Annotated in this window: 17 protein-coding genes, 1 tRNA gene and 1 pseudogene; 9 read left to right on the forward strand and 10 right to left on the reverse strand. The window is 59.8% G+C overall.

Annotation, left to right across the window (positions count from 1 at the left end; translation table 11 throughout):
* Positions 1-448: 448 nt before the first annotated feature.
* The 4 genes from N4R57_20380 to N4R57_20395 form a co-directional block, all read right to left on the reverse strand.
* Positions 449-524: transfer RNA gene (locus N4R57_20380), tRNA-Thr, on the reverse strand.
* A 59-nt stretch (positions 525-583) separates the two neighbouring features.
* Complete coding sequence (locus N4R57_20385) at positions 584-2,107, reverse strand: tetratricopeptide repeat protein (GenBank protein UYV37277.1); 1,524 nt, start codon at positions 2,105-2,107, stop codon at positions 584-586.
* Positions 2,108-2,123: 16 nt separating this feature from the next.
* Positions 2,124-3,524 carry a hypothetical protein gene (locus N4R57_20390; protein UYV37278.1) on the reverse strand — a complete coding sequence of 467 codons (1,401 nt, stop codon included), beginning with the start codon at positions 3,522-3,524 and terminating at the stop codon, positions 2,124-2,126.
* A 62-nt stretch (positions 3,525-3,586) separates the two neighbouring features.
* A complete protein-coding gene (locus tag N4R57_20395) occupies positions 3,587-4,072 on the reverse strand; it encodes a uroporphyrinogen-III synthase (protein UYV37279.1) in 486 nt (161 codons plus the stop codon).
* Between the two features lie 296 nt (positions 4,073-4,368).
* Here N4R57_20395 and tsaD point away from each other — a divergent pair, with 296 nt between their 5' ends.
* From tsaD to N4R57_20420, 5 genes and pseudogenes are all read left to right on the forward strand, one after another.
* Entirely contained in the window at positions 4,369-5,463 is a 1,095-nt protein-coding gene (gene tsaD / locus N4R57_20400) for a tRNA (adenosine(37)-N6)-threonylcarbamoyltransferase complex transferase subunit TsaD (GenBank protein UYV37280.1), read from the forward strand.
* A pseudogene (locus N4R57_20405) lies at positions 5,460-6,423 on the forward strand (NAD(P)-dependent glycerol-3-phosphate dehydrogenase). Before tsaD ends, N4R57_20405 begins: the two are co-directional and overlap by 4 nt.
* Positions 6,424-6,699: a YciI family protein gene (locus N4R57_20410; protein ID UYV37281.1), complete on the forward strand. Its 276-nt coding sequence runs from the start codon at positions 6,424-6,426 to the stop codon at positions 6,697-6,699. It abuts the pseudogene before it with no gap.
* The gene (locus N4R57_20415; GenBank protein UYV37282.1) at positions 6,699-7,118 is read left to right on the forward strand and encodes an EVE domain-containing protein; all 420 of its coding nucleotides are present in this window, start codon (positions 6,699-6,701) and stop codon (positions 7,116-7,118) included. Before N4R57_20410 ends, N4R57_20415 begins: the two co-directional genes overlap by 1 nt.
* Positions 7,119-7,187: 69 nt before the next feature.
* On the forward strand, positions 7,188-7,580 hold the full coding sequence (locus N4R57_20420; protein UYV37283.1) for a DUF1761 domain-containing protein: 393 nt from the start codon (positions 7,188-7,190) through the stop codon (positions 7,578-7,580).
* Between the two features lie 254 nt (positions 7,581-7,834).
* On the opposite strand, the gene N4R57_20425 is transcribed toward N4R57_20420, so the two are convergent.
* The 4 genes from N4R57_20425 to N4R57_20440 all read right to left on the reverse strand — a co-directional run bounded on the left by N4R57_20425 (position 7,835) and on the right by N4R57_20440 (position 12,709).
* Positions 7,835-8,176 (reverse strand): DUF2853 family protein, encoded by a 342-nt coding sequence (locus N4R57_20425; protein ID UYV37284.1) that lies wholly within the window; start codon positions 8,174-8,176, stop codon positions 7,835-7,837.
* Positions 8,177-8,303: 127 nt separating this feature from the next.
* Positions 8,304-10,799, reverse strand: a complete 2,496-nt coding sequence (locus N4R57_20430) for a hypothetical protein (protein ID UYV37285.1) — start codon at positions 10,797-10,799, stop codon at positions 8,304-8,306.
* 111 nt (positions 10,800-10,910) lie between these two features.
* Positions 10,911-12,305: an adenosylhomocysteinase gene (ahcY, locus tag N4R57_20435; GenBank protein UYV37286.1), complete on the reverse strand. Its 1,395-nt coding sequence runs from the start codon at positions 12,303-12,305 to the stop codon at positions 10,911-10,913.
* An 86-nt stretch (positions 12,306-12,391) separates the two neighbouring features.
* The gene (locus N4R57_20440) at positions 12,392-12,709 is read right to left on the reverse strand and encodes a hypothetical protein (protein ID UYV37287.1); all 318 of its coding nucleotides are present in this window, start codon (positions 12,707-12,709) and stop codon (positions 12,392-12,394) included.
* Between the two features lie 345 nt (positions 12,710-13,054).
* Here N4R57_20440 and N4R57_20445 point away from each other — a divergent pair, with 345 nt between their 5' ends.
* Both N4R57_20445 and N4R57_20450 read left to right on the forward strand, forming a co-directional pair.
* On the forward strand, positions 13,055-13,645 hold the full coding sequence (locus tag N4R57_20445) for an HD family hydrolase (protein ID UYV37288.1): 591 nt from the start codon (positions 13,055-13,057) through the stop codon (positions 13,643-13,645).
* Between the two features lie 248 nt (positions 13,646-13,893).
* Positions 13,894-14,382, forward strand: coding sequence for a GNAT family N-acetyltransferase (locus tag N4R57_20450; protein ID UYV37289.1), 489 nt, complete (start codon positions 13,894-13,896; stop codon positions 14,380-14,382).
* Positions 14,383-14,499: 117 nt separating this feature from the next.
* On the opposite strand, the gene N4R57_20455 is transcribed toward N4R57_20450, so the two are convergent.
* Positions 14,500-15,051 (reverse strand): ActR/PrrA/RegA family redox response regulator transcription factor, encoded by a 552-nt coding sequence (locus N4R57_20455; GenBank protein ID UYV37290.1) that lies wholly within the window; start codon positions 15,049-15,051, stop codon positions 14,500-14,502.
* 89 nt (positions 15,052-15,140) lie between these two features.
* Complete coding sequence (locus N4R57_20460) at positions 15,141-15,767, reverse strand: SCO family protein (GenBank protein ID UYV37291.1); 627 nt, start codon at positions 15,765-15,767, stop codon at positions 15,141-15,143.
* A gap of 97 nt (positions 15,768-15,864) precedes the next feature.
* Between N4R57_20460 and N4R57_20465 the strand changes: the two genes are divergently transcribed.
* Positions 15,865-17,259, forward strand: a complete 1,395-nt coding sequence (locus N4R57_20465; GenBank protein ID UYV37292.1) for an ActS/PrrB/RegB family redox-sensitive histidine kinase — start codon at positions 15,865-15,867, stop codon at positions 17,257-17,259.
* An 80-nt stretch (positions 17,260-17,339) separates the two neighbouring features.
* Positions 17,340-18,887 carry a PAS-domain containing protein gene (locus N4R57_20470; GenBank protein ID UYV37293.1) on the forward strand — a complete coding sequence of 516 codons (1,548 nt, stop codon included), beginning with the start codon at positions 17,340-17,342 and terminating at the stop codon, positions 18,885-18,887.
* Position 18,888 lies beyond the last annotated feature (1 nt).

The raw sequence follows: 18,888 nt of genomic DNA on the forward strand, positions 1-18,888 counted from the left end.
ACATATCTGCTCCCCGCGGCTCGCTTCCGTAAACCACCGGACGACTACAGCTATGTGATGCTCACATGACATCTGCATGAAAGTGAAAGCTCGGTTCTCATATCTTCAGATCGCTGCATTCCAGAAAATCTCGGGAGCAAGTATAGCACTCGCAAAACTCAGTCGCAGTCGACTAAGAACGCGCATAAACCGGTGAAACGCACGTCTATACGGACTCAACCGGTTGCCCCTTCCTCGCGCGCCCGCTGTTATCTGATCCAGACCAAAGTGTGAAAGTTTGGCGGTGGCGGTTTCAGGACCGGCGTGGGCAGGCAAATTCGTGCGTTCACAAAACAAGAAATTGGCAAAATGAAGCCTATCATCACCGGCAGCAAGGTGGTTTCAAAGGTGGATAGGGCACCGATATAAACCGTTAAGTAACCGTAAAACTCAATATTTTGGGTTTAGATGGTGCCGGTGATAGGACTCGAACCTACGACCCCATCATTACGAATGACGTGCTCTACCAGCTGAGCTACACCGGCACAGGAACCTAGGTTCCGTGGGCCGGGGCTATAGCACCGCGCCCGGACTTGGAAAAGAGCTATTTTTTGCCCTGTTCCTCACCCGCTGAACCGTCCGTTTCGGGCGCCGGATCGGTCAAAACTTCCTCGGCATCCAGAATTTCAACCGTGTCGCCATTGTCCGCCGGATAATCGTCGCCCTCTGGCGCCTCGTCCGAGCGATCCTCGATTGCGCCAACGATAAGCGGCAGCATCTCGGTGCCTGCGGGCATCGCCACATCCGCTTGCGGCGGAGTGGTCCAGCTTAGCGTATCCAGCGCGCCGCAATTGTCACAGACCGGGCGCCATTCGGCATGGATATGGTGGCACTTGTCGCACACCCACTGCGGGCCGCGCGGGGCGGTCAATGCCCGCGCCAACCAGCCTTTGACCACCGCGTCGGACTTGCCTTCGCCGCGCTCAATCGCCGCCATGATGGTGAACACACGCGCATCCGCATCGGTTTCCAGCAAATCGCCCAATTCTCGGCGCGCCTGTGGGAAATCCTCGGCGGCGATGTTCAACTCGGCCAAAAGCAGCTTCGCCTCGCGGTGCTCCGGGCGCAGCTTGGTCAGCTGGCGGAACCGTTTCAGGCGTTCGGCGGGCGTCTCATCCGGTGCGATCTCGGCAAATGCGGCGGCAAGATCGGGGTGTGGCCGGGCTTCCCACGTTTTCTTGATGACCCGCACGGCATAGCGCGGCTTGCTCTCCTCGATATAGCCCCGCGCCGCCATCACCGCGGCCGGGATCAGATCGGGCGACAGGCGGTTCGCCTCGATCGCCGCTTCGCGGGCTTCCACGGTCGAGCCTTCTGCGACCACGTCCTTGGCTTCGGACAAGGCCAAAACCGCTTCGCGCCGCTTGTGAACATCGCGCGGCAGGGTGCCGTGTTTCAACTTCGCCGCCAACGTCTCGCGCGCGCCTTTCCAATCGGCAGAACCGGCTTGCAGCTTGAGCAGAATGTCCTGTGTCTCGGAATGCGCAGGCTTTAGCGCAAACGCCGTTTTCGCCAGCTTCAGAGCCACATCGGTCTCACCCGCTTCCAGCTTCTGCTTCATGATGCCACGCACGCCGACAAACCGCGTCGCGTCGTTTTTCAACAGCCGCTTGTAAACCTCTTCCGCCTTGGCCCGGTCGCCCGCCATTTCGGCGGCTTGCGCGGTCAACAGGTTGGTCAACGCCGGTTTCTCAAGGTATCTCTCAGCCTTGCTCGCCTTGGCCAACGCCACTTTCCCCTCGCCCGAGGCCAGCGCCATCATCCCATCGGCCAGCGCCTGAAGACCCTTCTTCTCGCGGTTGCGGTCAAAGTAGCGCGAGATCGCGGTCTCATCTCCGTTCAGGAAATGAAACGTCGCAATCAACAGCTTGAGCAGCTTGAGCAGCAGGTAAACCGCGACCACCATCACTACCAAGGCAACCACCGTCTGCAGCGCCGTCAGCGTGTATTCCTTGCCGGCAAAGGCGATACGCACACCGCCTTCGGTTTCCAACAACATCCCCGCGCCCATGGTCGCCGCAGCAACGAGCACAACAAAAACGATAATCTTGATAAGCGACCAGAGCATTCTGTTATCCTCGACTTCAGTTCAATTCAGCGGCAAGCGTGTCCGCCGCCTTCAATGCAGCAACCCGCGTCGATGCCATTCCAAGCCATGCGCTCATCTCGGCACGCGCATCTTCAGAGAGCGCTTCAAGCTCGGCCATGGCATCGCTCAACCGGCCCTCTTTGACGGCGGCCTCGGCCCGGCTCAAAACGGCGTCCGCGTCGTTACCTTCGCGCGGTGCGGTCGACCGGGCGTTGAACTGCTGGGCAAAGAACCCGCCAAGCCCGCCACCGCCTTCGGCCTTGCGCGCCACGCTCAACGCCGCACGCGCCGCATCGGGAAAGGCGTCGGCCAGTTGCGCGCCGCTCGCCACGCCCTTGTCGGCCACTTGCGCCAAAACCGGCGGCACCGTTACCCCTGACGCCGTCAGGCTCGCGGCTGCCTCGGCAAAACCGTTGCCGGTATCCAGCGCGGTCTGGATCTGGCTCAACGCGGTGCGCTGCATGGCTTCCTGCGCAGTCATCTCGGCGTTGGCTTCCTTGGCCGCGGCCTCTTTCGCCATCTTCTCGATCTCGGCCCGCTGCGTCGCCATCGCCTCCTGAAGCGCCTTCAACTCGCGTTCATAGGCCGCCACCGCCGTAGGCGATGCGCCCTCGGTGATGGGCCGCTTCTCAAGATCGGTAAGCCGCGCTTCCATCCCGTCAATCCGCCCCTTGGCAGCAGTCACCTGCCCGGCCAGCGTATCAACAGCGGCCTGTATCCCGGCCAACTGCGTATTGATCGGCGCCAAGTCCGGCTCTTTCGCCGCCACGTCGGCCAGCGTTTTCGCCTGCGCCTCAAGCTTTGCGGTCACATCGGCCTGAAACGTGTCCGTCCCGGCACCGGGCCATGGCCACCCCTCGGGCAGCACATAGCGCGCCGTGCCAAATCCAATTGCCGCCGCAACAATCCCGCCAAGCACCAATGGGATGAAACCACCCTTGCGGATGATGACCGGCTCTGGCGGTTGCACCGGAATTGGCGTCGGGTCAGCGCTCGGTTTTGTGCGCGCTTCGGGCTCCGCCTCGGTTTTGCCTGAAAATCCATCGTTCGGCTTGGGCTCGTCGCCCGGCGACAGGATCTCGCCCTCAACATCTTGGCGATCAGCAGGCGCATCGGCCTCGCTGGGCGTCTCATCGGGGGTTTTGCCAGCGTCCTTGCCCGCGTCTGTTCCGGCGTCTCCACCGGGCGCATCTACTGTTTCGCCAGTCACCGCATCCTTGGCCGCGCGTGGTTCATCCCCAGCAGCGCCGCTGCCGGACGTCTTCGCATCTTCAACGCCGCCGGTCGTTTCTTCAATCTTTTCAACGCTATCGTCGGCTTTCGCCTCAGAGGTCTTATCAGGGCCCTTACCCGGAGTCCTACCTGCGGTTCTACCTGGTTTAGCCTTTTTTGCCACCTGAACAGCCCTTCCCGAATCTGCCGAAACTCTAACGCACTCCGCCAACCTTACTTGGCGGGTTATACACCCTCAAGGCGTTGCGCTGCGTCGAAGAGTCTCTCCGCCGCGTCAATCATGCTTGGCGCGTTTGGACGCCGCGCAATCATCGTCTCCATCGTGTGCAGCTTACCCAGCGCCTCGGCAATCGCCGTGCTCATTGTTGCCACAAACAACGGCGCGCCTCCTTTATGCACCGCATCAAACTGCGCCGCCGTGCGTGGCGAGAAAAGGGGAACGATCACCGGCAATTCACCCCCAAGCACGGCTTGCGCCTCTGCCGTCAACCCGCGCAACTCCTGCGCATAGATCACATCCTCGCGCACCTCGCGCCCCGCGTCACGCAAACGACCGGCCACATTGCCCCGCGCATGTTCCCCACGCAGATGCACAAACGGCCCCCGCGCCCCACTCTGAAGGATCGACTGAACCAGCGTATCGGCGTCCCCTGCGGCACTCTGCGGGCGAAACCCGGCCTGCCGCGCGATTTTCGCCGTCGCATCACCCACGCACCAGCACCGCCCACAGGCATCACCCCCGCGCGCAGATACCCCGCCACCCCATTGCGCGAGGTAAAAATCGGGATCTCTTCGCCGTCATGCGCGTCCAGCGGTTTGAAACCAATCTCCAAAAGCGGCGAAATCACCGTCTCCACCTCCCCAAGACGCAGCCGCAACCGCTCGGCAAATTGCCGTGACGCCTCTTCTGGCCTTGTCAAAAGGATAATGGGCATATGCTCTGCCATGTTGTGATCGGGGTCTAACAGGTGTTACCTGCGCCACACGCGGCTTGCAACGGAAAGACCATGCGCGACGAATTCACCATTCTGGGCCTAGAGAGCAGTTGTGACGACACCGCCGCCGCCGTTGTGCGCGGTGCGCCCGCTGCGGCGCATGTGCTGTCCTCGGTTGTGATGGGCCAGAACGAGCTGCACCAAGCCTTCGGTGGCGTCGTGCCCGAAATCGCGGCACGCGCCCATGCCGAGCGTATGGACATCGCGGTAAAACAGGCTCTAACACAGGCGGAAATGCCTCTTTCTTCGATTGACGCTATTGCCGTGACGGCTGGTCCGGGGCTGATCGGCGGGGTGCTTTCGGGCGTGATGTGCGCCAAGGGGATCGCGGCGGGAACCGGCTTGCCGCTTGTCGGGGTCAACCACCTTGCCGGGCATGCGCTCACGCCCCGGCTGACCGATCACGTGGCGTTTCCCTATCTCATGCTGTTGGTCTCTGGCGGTCATTGCCAGTTTCTTCTCGTGCGCGGGCATGATGATTTCTCGCGCCTTGGCGGCACCATCGACGATGCCCCGGGCGAGGCCTTTGATAAAACCGCCCGGCTTTTGAACCTGCCGCAACCCGGTGGCCCTTCGGTTCAATCCAAAGCCACCCGTGGCGACCCCAAGCGTATCCGCTTCCCGCGCCCGCTGCTTGACCGGCCCGGATGTGACTTGTCCTTTTCCGGGCTGAAAACGGCGCTCTTGCGCGCGCGCGATGCCATGGTGGCCGAAAAGGGCGGATTGACCGAACAAGACCGCGCCGACCTCTGCGCCTCTTTTCAGGCCGCCGTTGTCGATGTTCTGGCCGAAAAAACCGCGCGCGCTCTGGCGCTTTACCTTGCTGAAAACCCTGCCGTGCCAACCCTTGCCGTGGCCGGTGGCGTTGCCGCAAACACGGCCATTCGTGCAAGGTTAGAGACTGTTTCGCAGGATCTCGGCGTCACTTTCACTGCCCCACCACTGGCGCTTTGCACCGACAACGCCGCGATGATCGCCTATGCCGGGCTGGAACGCTTCGCGCAGGGCGAGCGTGACGACATGACCCTCTCTGCCCGGCCGCGCTGGCCGCTGGACACCTCCCGCCAACCCATGCTTGGATCGGGCCGAAAAGGAGCAAAAGCATGATCACCGTTATGGGGGCCGGTGCCTTCGGAACCGCGCTCGCCGTATCCCTTGCCCGCAATGGTGGCCCGGTGCGTCTCTGGACGCATGATCCTGCCCATGTCGATGACATGCGTCACCGCCGCGAAAACGCCCGCCGCTTGCCCGGCGTCCCGCTGCCGTCGCAAATCCTGCCGGTGTCATCGCTCGCGTCTCTGCCGGTGGACAGCCCCGTGCTCCTTGCCGTGCCGATGCAACAACTGGCGCGCGTTCTGGATGAACACGCCACCGTGCTTGCCACCCACCCGCTGGTTGCCTGCTGCAAGGGGATGGACCTTTCCACCCTGCTCGGCCCGGTCCAAACCATTTGTGATCACATCCCCGACGCCACCCCCGCCATCCTCACCGGACCCAGCTTTGCCGCTGATATTGCGCGCGGCTTGCCCACCGCTCTCACGCTCGCCTGCGGCGATGAGACCACCGGCGAGGTCCCTGCAACAGTCTCTAACAACGCCCAACTTGCGCATTTACCGCACCACCGACACCACCGGTGCCGAACTCGGCGGTGCACTGAAAAATGTGATCGCAATTGCCTGTGGCGTGGTCATTGGCGCCCAACTCGGCGACAGCGCCCGCGCCGCCCTCATGACCCGCGGCTACGCCGAGATGCAGCGCATGGCCCTCGCGCTTGGGGCCAAGCCCGAAACCCTCGCCGGCCTGTCCGGCTTTGGCGATCTCACCCTCACCTGCACCTCCGAGCAATCGCGCAATTTCCGCTTTGGTCAAAGCCTCGGTCGCGCCAAACCCTTTGACAAATCCATCACCGTCGAAGGGGCCGCCACCGCCTTTGCCGCCCATGACCGCGCCAAATCGCTCGGCATCGACATGCCAATCACCGCCACCGTCACGGCCCTTATCAACGGCGAACTTGACGTTCGCCGCGCGATGGAGATGCTTCTGTCGCGACCACTCAAGGAAGAATAAATGCTCATAGCCCTCATCGCCCGCGACAAACCCGGCGCCCTCCCCATCCGTCAGGAAAACCGCGCCGCCCATCTCGACTACCTCAAAGCCTCCGGCGATGCGGTGTTTCAGGCCGGGCCCTTGCTGAATGACGCTGGCGAAATGTCCGGCTCTCTCGTGATCCTGAATATGGAAACCCTGTCCGACGCCCAAGACTGGGCCGCCAACGACCCCTACGCCAACGCCGGGCTGTTCGACTCGGTCGAATTGATCGAATGGAAGAAGGTCCTCGGCTGATGCGCTACTGGCTGTTCAAATCCGAACCCAACACTTGGGGCTGGCACGACCAGCTCGCCAAAGGCGACACGGGCGAGGAATGGGACGGCGTGCGCAACTACCAAGCGCGTAATTTCATGCGCGAGATGAAACGCGGCGATCTCGGCTTTTTCTATCACTCGATGAAGGAAAAATCTGTCGTCGGCATCGTCGAGGTCATCGCCGAAGCCCACCCAGACAGCACCACCGACGACCCGCGTTGGGAATGCGTTGACATCAAAGCGGTCAAACCCGTCAAAACCCCCGTCTCGCTGGATCAAATCAAATCCGATCCGCGCCTTGCCGACATGGTTCTGGTGAAAAACTCCCGGCTTTCGGTGCAACCCGTGACCGCCGAGGAATGGAAAATTATCTGCGATCTGGCCGATACCGATCCCTAAAACCGTTTTGTGATTTCCCCGGAATACGGCACTATTCCAGCGATAGTTGCACAAATCGGGGGAATTTCCATGGGCATCATCACCGTTCGTGTCGCCGCCGCCGCCAGCTTTCTGTTCGGCGCGCTCTGGTACATGGGCCTGTCCAAACCTTGGCTCGACGCCACCGGGATCGAGGTTGACGAAACCGGCAAACCCAAGGGCGGCAGCCTCCTGCCCTTCCTTCTTGCCGGGATCGCAATGCTTGTTGTCGCCGGAATGATGCGCCACGTCTTTGCTATGGCCGGGATTGATACGGCGATCAAAGGGCTGATTGGCGGGCTTGGCGTTGGCGCGTTTTTCATCTCGCCATGGATCATGATCAACAACGCCTACGGCATGCGCCCGTTCAAGCTAACTCTGATCGACGGCGGCTATGCGACCTTTGGGTGCGGTGTGATCGGCCTCGTGCTCAACCTGTTCTGAAACGCGAAGACCGAGCGATTGCCGGTAATAATAACGGAGGGCCCCGCGGACACGCTGAACCCTCCGTTTCCCCACGTGCTCCCTACTCACCACACGTGTTCTTAAAACTGGGTCCGGCCGTCCTGGCTCGGATGTGACAGGCATACGCGCATTCTCTGCGCCGCGCAAATTCCAAATACCGACAATACGCTACAAATGAAAAACGCCCGCATCGCATGCGGGCGCTTTCGGATCATCTCAGCTTCAACAAAGCCTTAGCTGTATACCGACTCTTTGCCGAAATGCTTGACCAGCATGTAATACACCACCGCGCGGTATTTGTTGCGCTCGCTCATGCCATAGGTTTCAAGAACCGACTTGATCGCATCCATAAGAGCCGGACCATCCGCAAGCCCAAGCTTCTTCACAAGGAAGTTGGTTTTGACGGTCTCAAGCTCGCTGTCCTGGCTCGCTGCAACTGTCGACGCATCGGCGTTGTAAATCGCCGGGCCGCAGCCGATCGTTACCTTGGTCAGCAGATCCATGTCCGGCGTCATTCCGCATTTGGACTTCAGATCTTCCGCGTATTTCGCGATCAGTTCGTCTCGTTTTCCCATAGTCTGGTCTCCCACCTGTGTGGCGTTTCCGCCCGTTGAATTTACCATGATCGGCTCTGAGGGGAGACTAGCGATTCCGCCGCCCGTCACAAAGGGAAAACTTGTCGCAAACTCCCCCCGGCCGACCTTACTCCTGCACTTTGTCGTTTAGCTCGACAATCCGCTTCGCCGCATCAATGGCAAGGCTATCCTCGGGAAACGTGTCCATGATTTCCTGATAGAGCGCCATCGCCCCGCGATAATCCCGCGACGTCTCCTTCTTAACCGCAGCAAAGAACAGCGTCCTCGCGGATGCGGCGGGCGCGGGCTTTTTGGCGTCGCGGCATTGCGTCACATCCGCCGGCGATCCACCCACCCTCGCCCAAAGCTGCTCGACGAGATCACAATCTCCGTCGGCCTTTGCCTGCTGAAAGCGGCGCAAATCAACGTTGTTCCCCGCCTTTTTGCGGCATTCGGCCACCTGCTTGCGCTGCAGCGAACTCTTGCTCTTCTGCGCGATCCGGTCGGCGCCATCACAATCAAGCGCCGCGATCTTGGCCTTGAACTGTTTGCGCAACTGGGCGCTGGCATACATCCGAAGACAGGCCGGCTTGGTAAGCGTGACACCCACCTCAGCGCGCAGCTTGACATATGCGTCGCAATCGCCCCGATCAAAGGCGGCCCTCGCCTGACCCGAGACCCTGCTATGGCGGGTTTTTTCGGCCTTCTGCGCCGTGCGGAAACCCGTGGCGAGCACCTTGTCAGCGCCGAGTTTCAGGTGGCCGCGCTGGCGCAGGTCATTCGCCCGCGCGCCGCTGGCCGCAAACAATTTCACCTGCCCACCCGACAGCGCCAAAACATCGCCCTCCGCGCTAAACACATGCGGCGCGCTCAGGTTGCGACCCGTAATCACCGGCGCACGCGCCTTGATCAATGCCGGATAAGGCAACAGATAAATCCGGCTGCCCTCGGCCACCGCAACGCTCCCGTCTCCCGGCGCAAGCTCGAGCGAGTCGATCCGGCTCACAACCTTCTTGGCATCGCGCAGCAGCTCGGGCCGCGCCTCCGACACGTCATAAATCCGCATGTCGCCGTTGCGAAACCCGACGACAAGGTGTTGCGACCCTTCGGTCAGATCAAACATGACCCCGTCGGATTTGCCGGTTTTCAGGGTCCATTTCTTCATCAACCGACGGCTGGGGCCGACTTGCCATCCGGTGATCACGCCATCCTTGGCAAGCGTGGCAAACCGCGAACTGCTCGGCAGCGTCCGGATGTCAATGATCGACGTGCCGGTCTTCTTCAATTCCAGCTGCGCACCGGTCAACCTTTCGTGCAGCGAAAGCTGTCCTTTCGCATCTCCCAGCACCACAAACCTGTTGTCGGCCCCAACAAACTCCGCCGCCAACAACCCGCGCCCGAAAATCGTCTGCGTCCATGTGCGGGCGCCGTTTTTGAGCGAAAACAGCGACATTCGCGACCGCCGAATGGCCAGAATATTGCGCTCACCATCCATGGCGACCCGATCATACGACCCGACGATTTCACCAATGCGATAGCGCCCGGGTAGCGAATAAAGCGAGATCTTCGTCGGCTTCTTGGTCAGAACCACCGCCAGATTTCCCGCCCGCGACGCAACAGCCATATGCGCGCCATTGGAGAGCGAGAGGTTTCCGACAAGGTTCTTGTTCCCCGTCTGCGTGGGCGTCGTGACGCTCGTCTTCGGCGCGGTGGAACTGCTCGAATTCGACCCCGAATCCGACCCCACGGTCGAGCCGAGCATCGACGCGTTCGGCCCCGATGTCAAAACCGGCTCGGCTTTGCGGGCCGGTGCCGCCTTGGGCTTCGGCATCACCTTGGGCGTGTCCAGCTTGTGCGTAAAGACCACCTCGGAAATCGCGCCTCCCGTGGCCGTGTTCTTCCACAACAGCTTGCCGTTTCGCTGCTCTAAACGGTGACAGGAATCAAACTGTGGCACGCCGGGAAAAGTGAAACACATCGCGCCCGCGTTGATCTTGTAGCTGCCGGTAAACCGCTTGCCCGACGCATAGGCAAAGGACAACCGCCCGTTCGACTTGATCTCGGCGGCCCAGATCTCCTTGTCCTTCAACGTCCGCCCGATGACGGCCTTGCCGCGAAAATTGTAAATGTTCGCGCTCGGTTTGATCTGCGATACACGCGCGCCAAAAGGCACAGAGTAAACGATCTGCGACGATCCCCGCGTCTCGCCCTTTTTGGTTGAAACGTATTTGATCGTGCCGCTTTCCGTCTTGCCGGTGATCCGGACCGTCAGCCAATCCAACCCGCGCCCATGCGCACGGGCCAGCTTACAGATCTCCTTGCTCGGCGAACTCTGGATCAACCCGGTAAAACAGATGATATTGCGGCTGCGTTTGCGCCATTTCGCGGTCCTGCGCTCGCCGTTGGAATAGAGATATCGCGCGGTGCCATCGCGGCCGAGAGAGACACTCCAGATGTTCGAATTGCTCCGCGTCACCCCGACAAGCGTGCGCCCGATCAGCCCGTCAATCGTCACTCCCCGCGCGTGAAGCTTGAAATTCCCGTCCGCCTGCACCGCGCCGGGCGTGACCAAACCAGAGGCGACCACCATCGCGCCCGCTGCAAACATAGATAGAAACCGCATACCGCACCCCTCACTTTTCCAAAAAGCATAAGCACCGCGCGGGGTGACGCAACAAAAAAACGGCCACCCCCTCAGGTGGCCGTTCCAATTCTTTCAAACCGTCTCGACGGATCAGTAGCGGTAGTGCTCGGGCTTGAACGGGCCGTCCTGCTTCACACCGATGTAATCGGCCTGATCCTTGCTCAACGTGCTCAGCTTCACACCGATCCGATCAAGGTGAAGCTTGGCCACCTTCTCGTCCAGATGCTTGGGCAGAACGAAAACCTCGTTGCCATATTCATCGCCCTTGGTCCAAAGCTCGATCTGCGCCAACACTTGGTTGGTAAAGCTTGCGGACATCACAAACGACGGGTGACCCGTCGCGTTGCCAAGGTTCAACAACCGGCCCTCGGACAGCAGAATGATGCGATTGCCGCTTGGCATTTCGATCATGTCCACCTGTTCCTTGATGTTGGTCCACTTGTGGTTCTTCAACGCCGCGACCTGAATCTCGTTGTCAAAGTGACCGATGTTACCAACGATCGCCATGTCCTTCATCTCGCGCATATGCTCGATGCGGATGATGTCCTTGTTGCCGGTGGTAGTGATGAAGATATCCGCGCTCGACACGGCATCTTCCAGCGTCACAACCTCAAACCCGTCCATCGCCGCCTGAAGCGCACAGATCGGGTCAACCTCGGTCACCTTCACCCGCGCACCGGCCCCGCTCAACGACGCAGCCGAGCCTTTGCCAACATCACCGTAACCGCAAACAACCGCCGTTTTACCGGCCATCATCGTGTCGGTCGCACGGCGGATACCGTCAACAAGGCTCTCTTTACAGCCGTATTTGTTGTCGAACTTCGACTTGGTCACGCTGTCGTTCACGTTGATCGCCGGGAACGGCAGGTGGCCTTTTTCCATCAGCTGATACAGACGGTGCACACCGGTGGTGGTCTCTTCCGATACACCTTGGATCATGTGGCGCTGCTTAACGAACCAACCGGGGGTCTCGGCCATGCGCTTCTTGATCTGCTTGAAGAAATAGATTTCCTCTTCGCTCTGCGGGGTTTCGATCAGGTCGGTCTCGCCTTCCTCAACCCGCGCCCCGATCAGAATATACATGGTCGCGTCGCCACCATCATCCAGGATCAGGTTACAGCCGCCCTCTTCAAACATGAAGATCCGGTCGGCATAGTCCCAGTATTCTTCCAGCGATTCACCCTTGACCGCGAACACTGGCGTGCCACCTTCGGCAATCGCCGCCGCCGCGTGGTCCTGCGTGGAAAAGATGTTGCAGCTCGCCCAGCGCACATCAGCACCCAGCGCCACCAGCGTTTCGATCAAAACCGCGGTCTGGATCGTCATATGAAGCGAACCAGCAATCCGCGCGCCTTTAAGCGGCTTGCTGTCGCCGTATTCTTCGCGCAGCGCCATCAGGCCCGGCATCTCGGTTTCAGCAATATTAAGTTCCTTGCGGCCATACTCGGCAAGGGCGATATCTTTTACAATGTAATCAGCAGACATGTCTCGGCTTCCGTGAAAAAAGGTCAGTCACGCAGGGCCGTATCATCTATTTTCTATTGCTACAACATTGCCGCAAGGCGATCGCGTCAACTTGCCGTATCTTCGCTCAACGCCATTGCGTTCTGGGCATACCAATCCGTGCCGGTCGCCACGATACAACTCTGGCCCTGCGCATCGGTCACCATCACGGTAAATGTGCCTGTCTCGGGCGAGGACCACACCTCAACAACCGAGGTCTTGCTCGTCTGGCCATGCAACCCGCCCGCCGTCAACTGTTCTGAATATTGCTCTTGAAGGCGCGTCACCACCTGCGCGCGCTCGGCACAATTGTCTGCGGCATGTGCTGGAATGGCGGTAATCACGGCCCCAAGTCCAAGGCCAGCGGCAATCAATCGTCTCAACACGGCTCTACCCTTCCTTCTACTTTCTTTGACGAAGGGGCGCCCGTTGGAGGAACAAATGACCGGCGCCCCCTTCATATCAAAGGGATCCTACTTAAAGGGATCAAGACAACATGAAGCAACCCGAGAGAGATTGGCCGGGCGCGTCCATATCATCCATTGGCAGCTGGTGATCCGAACAAGGCCATGCTGCGCCTCGATTGTGGTCAACTCATGCCTCAAATGTGGCGGAAATGGGGCATGTCTTTTTATCGACGGATTCACACCGCAATTGCCCGGCTCTTGGCACAGTTTACAGCCCCGCATCCCGACGCTAGGCATATGCCTATCACAGCAGGAGAGCAGGCAATGAAACAACCCCGCGCATGGCAACGCATGCTGTCCGGCCGACGGCTCGACCTGCTCGATCCCACGCCGATGGACATCGAAATCGAAGACATCGCCCACGGGCTCGCCTTTGTTGCCCGCTGGAACGGGCAAACCCATGGCGACTGGCCCTATTCCGTGGCCGAACACTCCCTGCTGGTTGAAACGATTTTCGCAAGGTTAGAGCCTAAAATCGCTCCCAAATGGCGTCTCGCCGCGCTTTTGCATGATGCGCCGGAATATGTGATCGGTGACATGATCTCGCCGGTCAAGGCGGCGGTCGGTCCAAGCTATGGCGCGCTGGATGACCGGTTGATGGCGGCGATTCACATCCGCTTTGGCCTGCCTGCGGCCACGCCGGTCAAGATCAAGAAACAGATCAAGCGCGCCGATGGTGTCTCGGCTTGGATGGAAGCGACGCAAATCGCCGGCTTCACCGTGGCCGAGGCTGACAAGATCTTTGGCAAACCCGATCCCGCGCTGACCAAAGGGCTCGACATCCACCTGCGCCCGCCGGTCGACGTGCGGCGCGATTTCACCGCACGGCACGAAACGCTTCTGGCGGAAATATAGTCTCTAACACAGCGGAAACCCCGGTTTGAACAACTACCACGCCCGGAACAAGGCCGCAGGCCGCCGGGCCATCGTCAGCCCCTCCCACGGGCTGACGATTGTGTGAGAGCAGCGAGACATTCGTTCTTTGGGAAGACTTGGCAGGCATAAAGCGTTTTATTACAAATGCTGGATCGTCCGCCCAGGGGCTAACAATGCCCCGGCTTCGCGCCGCATCTTCTCGGTTTCTCCAAATAGGTTCTCTCCCCATGATCCACATCCGCCGCGCTGGTCCGATTGACTCCTCTGCCATGGCCGATCTCCTCAACGCCATCATCGCGCGGGGCGGCACCACCGCGATAACCGACCCCGTCACCGCCCGCGATCTGCAAGGCTGGATGCAAACCAACGCCACCCGCTCCGCTTGGCATCTCGCCGAAGATTCCGGCGGCACGCTGCTCGGCTTCCAGTTCATCGGCCCACACGACAACCTGCCGCCTGAGGCTTGCGATGTCGCCACCTTCGTGCGCGTCGGCCAGACCGGTCTTGGGATCGGCTCGCGGCTGTTCACCGCCACCCAATCCGCCGCCCGCGCCCTCGGCTATGCTTGGATCAACGCCACCATCCGCGCCGACAATTCCGGCGGTCTGGCCTATTACCAATCCCGCGGATTCGAAAATTGGACCCGCGATGACAACGTCGCGCTCGGCAATGGCCTCATCGTGTCGAAAATTTCCAAACGCTACGATCTGCGCTGACCAAAGCGTGCGCTGCGTTAAGGTTTACGCGCGTTAACCACTCCGCCGCGCCCGGCAGCCGGATGTCAGCCAAGAGTCAGCCGGGAGTCACCCCCTTTTTCGACCCTGATTCGATCGTTAACGCGGGCTGCGTTTGGCAAGAATTCTTTGCAAGGTCCGCCGGTGCATATTCAGCCGCCGCGCCGTCTCGCTCACATTGCGATCACACAGCTCATAGACCCGCTGGATGTGTTCCCAGCGCACGCGATCCGCGCTCATCGGGTTCTCCGGCGGTGGCGGCAATTCGCCCTCGTCCGCCAGCAAGGCTTGCATGATGTCTTTGGCATCGGCAGGCTTGGACAGGTAATCGGTCGCCCCGATCTTGACCGCCGCCACCGCCGTCGCAATCGCGCCGTATCCGGTCAATACCACGACCCGGCTGTCGGGCCGCTTCTCGCGGATCACCTCGACCACGTCGAGCCCGTTGCCATCCTCAAGCCGCAAATCGCACACCGCATAGGCCGGTGGCCGCGCCGTCGCAATCGCCTTACCGGCCGCGACGGATCCGGCGGTTTCAACCTCGAAACCCCTTTTTTCCATGGCTTTGGCCAACCGCTTAAGGAAGGGCTCATCATCGTCAAGAATGAGAAGCGATTTGTCTTCTCCGATGTCGATCTGGTCGTCAGCCAAGCCCTTATCCTCCTCTTGGTGCGATACCTAAGTGGATGTTATCTCGCGCTTTGTCACCCGTCAAACGAAGGTGACTCTGGCGTTTAACTTTACCGTGCGTCCAGAAAGCAACCGATCTGCTTGGCCATATCATCCGGCCCCATATCGCGGCGGAACAATTCGATCATCCCTTCACCGGGAAACATCAAATAGCTCAGCGTCGAATGATCAACGAGGTAGAATTCCTCGTCGCCCGGTTCCGGCTCCTGCTTCTTGAAATAGGTCCGATACGCCTTGCTCGCTGCCCGCACCTGTTCTTCGGTTCCGGTCAGCCCAAGCATGCGATCATGCAGGTTGTCGGTAAAGTCGCGCAACACTTCGGGCGTGTCGCGCGCCGGGTCGATCGAGATAAACACCGGCTTTACACTCATGCCGCCTTTTTCAAGGATTTCAATCGCTTCCACGTTCCGCTGATTGTCCAACGGGCAGACATCAGGACAGAAAGTATAGCCGAAATAGACCAGCGTCGGCTCGTCGATAACATCCTTTTCGGTCACCGGTTTGCCGTTCTCGTCAATCAGGTTAAAGGGCCCGCCAATCGCCGCTTCTCCGGCAACCTTGGTGCTGCGGCACTGGGCGTATTTGTCACCGTCCCGCGTGGTCATCGTCATCACCACCATCGCCACCGACACCACCGCCGCGACCGCCACTGCGATCCATGCATAGAATTTCGTCATCCCGCCGTTCCTCCTGACCCGCGCAACCCGCCATTGATCGGATTGCAGGACACATCTAACAATCAACCACGGCGATGCAACCAAAGACAGGCATAATATGAGCGACACGTCCCTTGGGCTGATCGACGGAAGGCAGCGCGGCAACTGGATCAGGCTGCGTACGTTGATCCTTTTGCGTTGGGCCGCGATTATAGGACAAATTGCCGCTCTGCTGATCGGTCAGAAGTTTTACGGCCTCAAGCTTGAAATCGGCCTGTGCTACATGGTGATCGGCCTCTCGGTGATCGCCAACCTCGCCGCCTTGTTCATCTTTCCCGAAACCAAGCGCCTGACAGAGCGGGAAAACTTTTTGACCGTGCTGTTTGACCTCTTACAGCTTTGCGCGCTGTTGTATCTGACCGGCGGTCTGCACAACCCGTTTACCATCCTTGTCGTTGGCCCGGTCACAATGTCCGCCGCCGCCCTTTCGACGCGCTCGACCGTGGTGCTCGGGGCGATTGCCATCTTGCTGGTCACGCTTCTGGCGCGGTTCCATCTGCCGCTTGAAACCACGGATGGGTTTGTTCTTCAGGTCGGCGATCTTTTCGTGTTCGGCAATTGGATCGCCATCGTGATTTCCATTGTGTTTCTCGCGGTTTACGCACGCTGGATCGCCTCGGAATCGCATTCCATGTCCGACGCCTTGCAAGCCACTCAAATGGCGCTCGCCCGCGAACAAAAGCTCACCGATCTCGGCGGGGTAGTCGCCGCCGCCGCCCATGAAATGGGCACGCCGCTTGCCACCATCAAACTCACCTCCTCCGAGCTGATGGAAGACCTCAAAGATAGCCCCGACCTGCTCGAAGACGTGGCGCTGATCCGGCAAGAGGTCAACCGCTGCCGCGACATCCTGCACTCCATGGGCCGCGCCGGCAAAGAAGACCTCTATATGCAGCAGGCCCCCCTCACCACCGTCGTAGAGGAGGCCGCAAGCCCGCATCTGGACCGCGGCAAAACCGTTCACTTCGAAACCGCGCCAATGCCGCAGTCTCTGCCGCAACCGATGATCCTTCGGCGGGCCGAAATTGTGCATGGCTTGCGCAACCTCATCCAAAACGCGGTGGATTTCGCAAAGGCTAATGTCTGGATCGAATGTTCTTGGACCGAAGACCAAATCTCCATCCGGGTCCAAGATGACGGGCCGGGTTATCCAAGCCACCTGATCGGTCGGATCGGCGACCCGTTTATGCGCGCCCGGCGCTCCACCGCACAACGCGCGTTGCGCCCCGCTTACGAAGGCATGGGGCTCGGGCTTTTCATTGCGAAAACCCTTTTGGAACGAAGCGGTGCCGAACTGCGGTTTGCCAATGGAACTGACCCGCTTCATTCAAACCAACCGCGTGGCGAGCGCGGCGGCGCGCTTGTCATGGTAAGTTGGCCGGTTGCGAAAATTGATGCCCGGTTTGGTGATCACAAGATTGAGCACCGCGAAAACCAACCCCTGCAATCCTGATCAGGCGCGCCGAATTAATAATCTATTAATCTTTCGGGCGCAAGCTGAGCAAAGGGGACTGAACTCAACCGGGGGACGGATTGAACGTCTTAACAATTCTGGGCTTGGCCAGCATCTGTCTGGCTGTGGCCTTCGCAACACTCTGGCTGATTAGCCAATTGGATCGACGCTACAACAGTCACCTGACACCCCGGGGCGACGGGGTGTTTTACCTGTTCGACGGTGACGATTTGGTCGATGCCACCGGAGAAGGCATGGACGTGTTGCGCGAGGTCGGTTCAAGAAACCCTTTGCTATGGCATCACATGCGCCGCGCGCTCGTTTTGCGTTTTCCCGGCCTTCCGCGTGACGCCAAAGCCGCCGCTGCAATTGCACCAACCGAATTGCCCACAGACAAAGAAAACGATCCGGCCGTTGTCACGCTTACCCTCTCAAACGGAAAGCTACGCGTTGGCATCAAAGACCCGTCGCCCGCATCCGTCGCCGACCGGCACCTTCGCATACAACATGGCCGAATGCTGCGGCGTGTGGGCAAAGCCACCAACCTCTATCCCTACCCGCTTTGGGTTTTATCTGATCGCGGCGAGCTGGACTGGTCCAATACCGCCTATCGCGACTTACGCGCAAAAACCGACCCGAACAGCCCGGATTCCAAAATTCAGAGCTTTGAATTTTCAGAAAGCCTCGACTCCGGCACAGAAAACAAACGCATCATGGTTCAACCGCAAAACACCACCGATGCCATTTGGTACAACGTCACCCGAACCAAGTCGGAAGACGGCGCCAACCTGAATTTTGCGACCAATATTGATGCAGTGATCAACGCCGAGATCGCCCAGCGCAAATTCGTTCAAACACTCACCAAAACCTTCGCGCAACTCTCTGCCGGTCTGGCGATCTTTGACCGCGACCGCGAACTCGCCCTGTTCAACCCCGCCTTGATTGACCTTCTTGGCCTTTCCGCCGAATTCCTGTCGGCACAGCCTACGCTTGTCTCCTTCTTTGACCGCTTGCGCGACACGCGCATGATGCCAGAGCCCAAGGATTACGCCAATTGGCGACAACAGATCACCGATCTCGTTATTGCCTCAGTCGATGGCCGGTTTCAGGAAACATGGACGCTGCCCTCTGGCCTGACATACCGCGTCACCGGGCGGCCCCACCCGGACGGGGCTATCGCCCTTTTGTTCGAAGACATCAGCGCCGAAATTTCGCTCACCCGGCGCTTCCGCACACAGCTCAGCTTGGGGCAGGCGGTGATTGATACGCTCGACGAGGCAATTGTCGTGTTCTCGGCAAGCGGCACGTTGACCAGCTCTAACAAAACGTATCGGGAATTGTGGATGTTCGACCCCGACAAAAGCTTCGCAGATGTAACCATACGCGATGCTCTGCGCCACTGGCAGTCCACCGCCGGGAACGATCCGTTCTGGCACCGCTTGCGCGACTATCTGGCCGACTCAACAGACCGTTCTGAGAGGTTTGCCGACATTACCATGAAAACCGGAACGCCATTGGAATGCCGTGTCACACCGCTTGCTGGCGGCGCAACGCTCGTTGGGTTTCGCCTGCGCCCCGTCATCGGCCCGCCACGTCAGGTTCAGCGCGAGCAAAGCGAACCCCACTAAC

It is taken from the genome of Rhodobacteraceae bacterium D3-12 (genome assembly GCA_025916135.1).
Classification (GTDB): Bacteria; Pseudomonadota; Alphaproteobacteria; order Rhodobacterales; family Rhodobacteraceae; genus JAKGBX01.

Bases quoted from the DNA above. Each gene is read 5' to 3' on its own strand.
- N4R57_20420 (UYV37283.1), top strand. From the start codon at position 7,188: ATGGGCATCATCACCGTTCGTGTCGCCGCCGCCGCCAGCTTTCTGTTC.
- tsaD (UYV37280.1), top strand. From the start codon at position 4,369: ATGCGCGACGAATTCACCATTCTGGGCCTAGAGAGCAGTTGTGACGAC.
- N4R57_20460 (UYV37291.1), bottom strand. From the start codon at position 15,767: ATGACGAAATTCTATGCATGGATCGCAGTGGCGGTCGCGGCGGTGGTG.
- N4R57_20425 (UYV37284.1), bottom strand. From the start codon at position 8,176: ATGGGAAAACGAGACGAACTGATCGCGAAATACGCGGAAGATCTGAAG.
- ahcY (UYV37286.1), bottom strand. From the start codon at position 12,305: ATGTCTGCTGATTACATTGTAAAAGATATCGCCCTTGCCGAGTATGGC.
- N4R57_20410 (UYV37281.1), top strand. From the start codon at position 6,424: ATGCTCATAGCCCTCATCGCCCGCGACAAACCCGGCGCCCTCCCCATC.
- N4R57_20385 (UYV37277.1), bottom strand. From the start codon at position 2,107: ATGCTCTGGTCGCTTATCAAGATTATCGTTTTTGTTGTGCTCGTTGCT.
- N4R57_20445 (UYV37288.1), top strand. From the start codon at position 13,055: ATGAAACAACCCCGCGCATGGCAACGCATGCTGTCCGGCCGACGGCTC.
- N4R57_20465 (UYV37292.1), top strand. From the start codon at position 15,865: ATGAGCGACACGTCCCTTGGGCTGATCGACGGAAGGCAGCGCGGCAAC.
- N4R57_20450 (UYV37289.1), top strand. From the start codon at position 13,894: ATGATCCACATCCGCCGCGCTGGTCCGATTGACTCCTCTGCCATGGCC.
- N4R57_20430 (UYV37285.1), bottom strand. From the start codon at position 10,799: ATGCGGTTTCTATCTATGTTTGCAGCGGGCGCGATGGTGGTCGCCTCT.
- N4R57_20415 (UYV37282.1), top strand. From the start codon at position 6,699: ATGCGCTACTGGCTGTTCAAATCCGAACCCAACACTTGGGGCTGGCAC.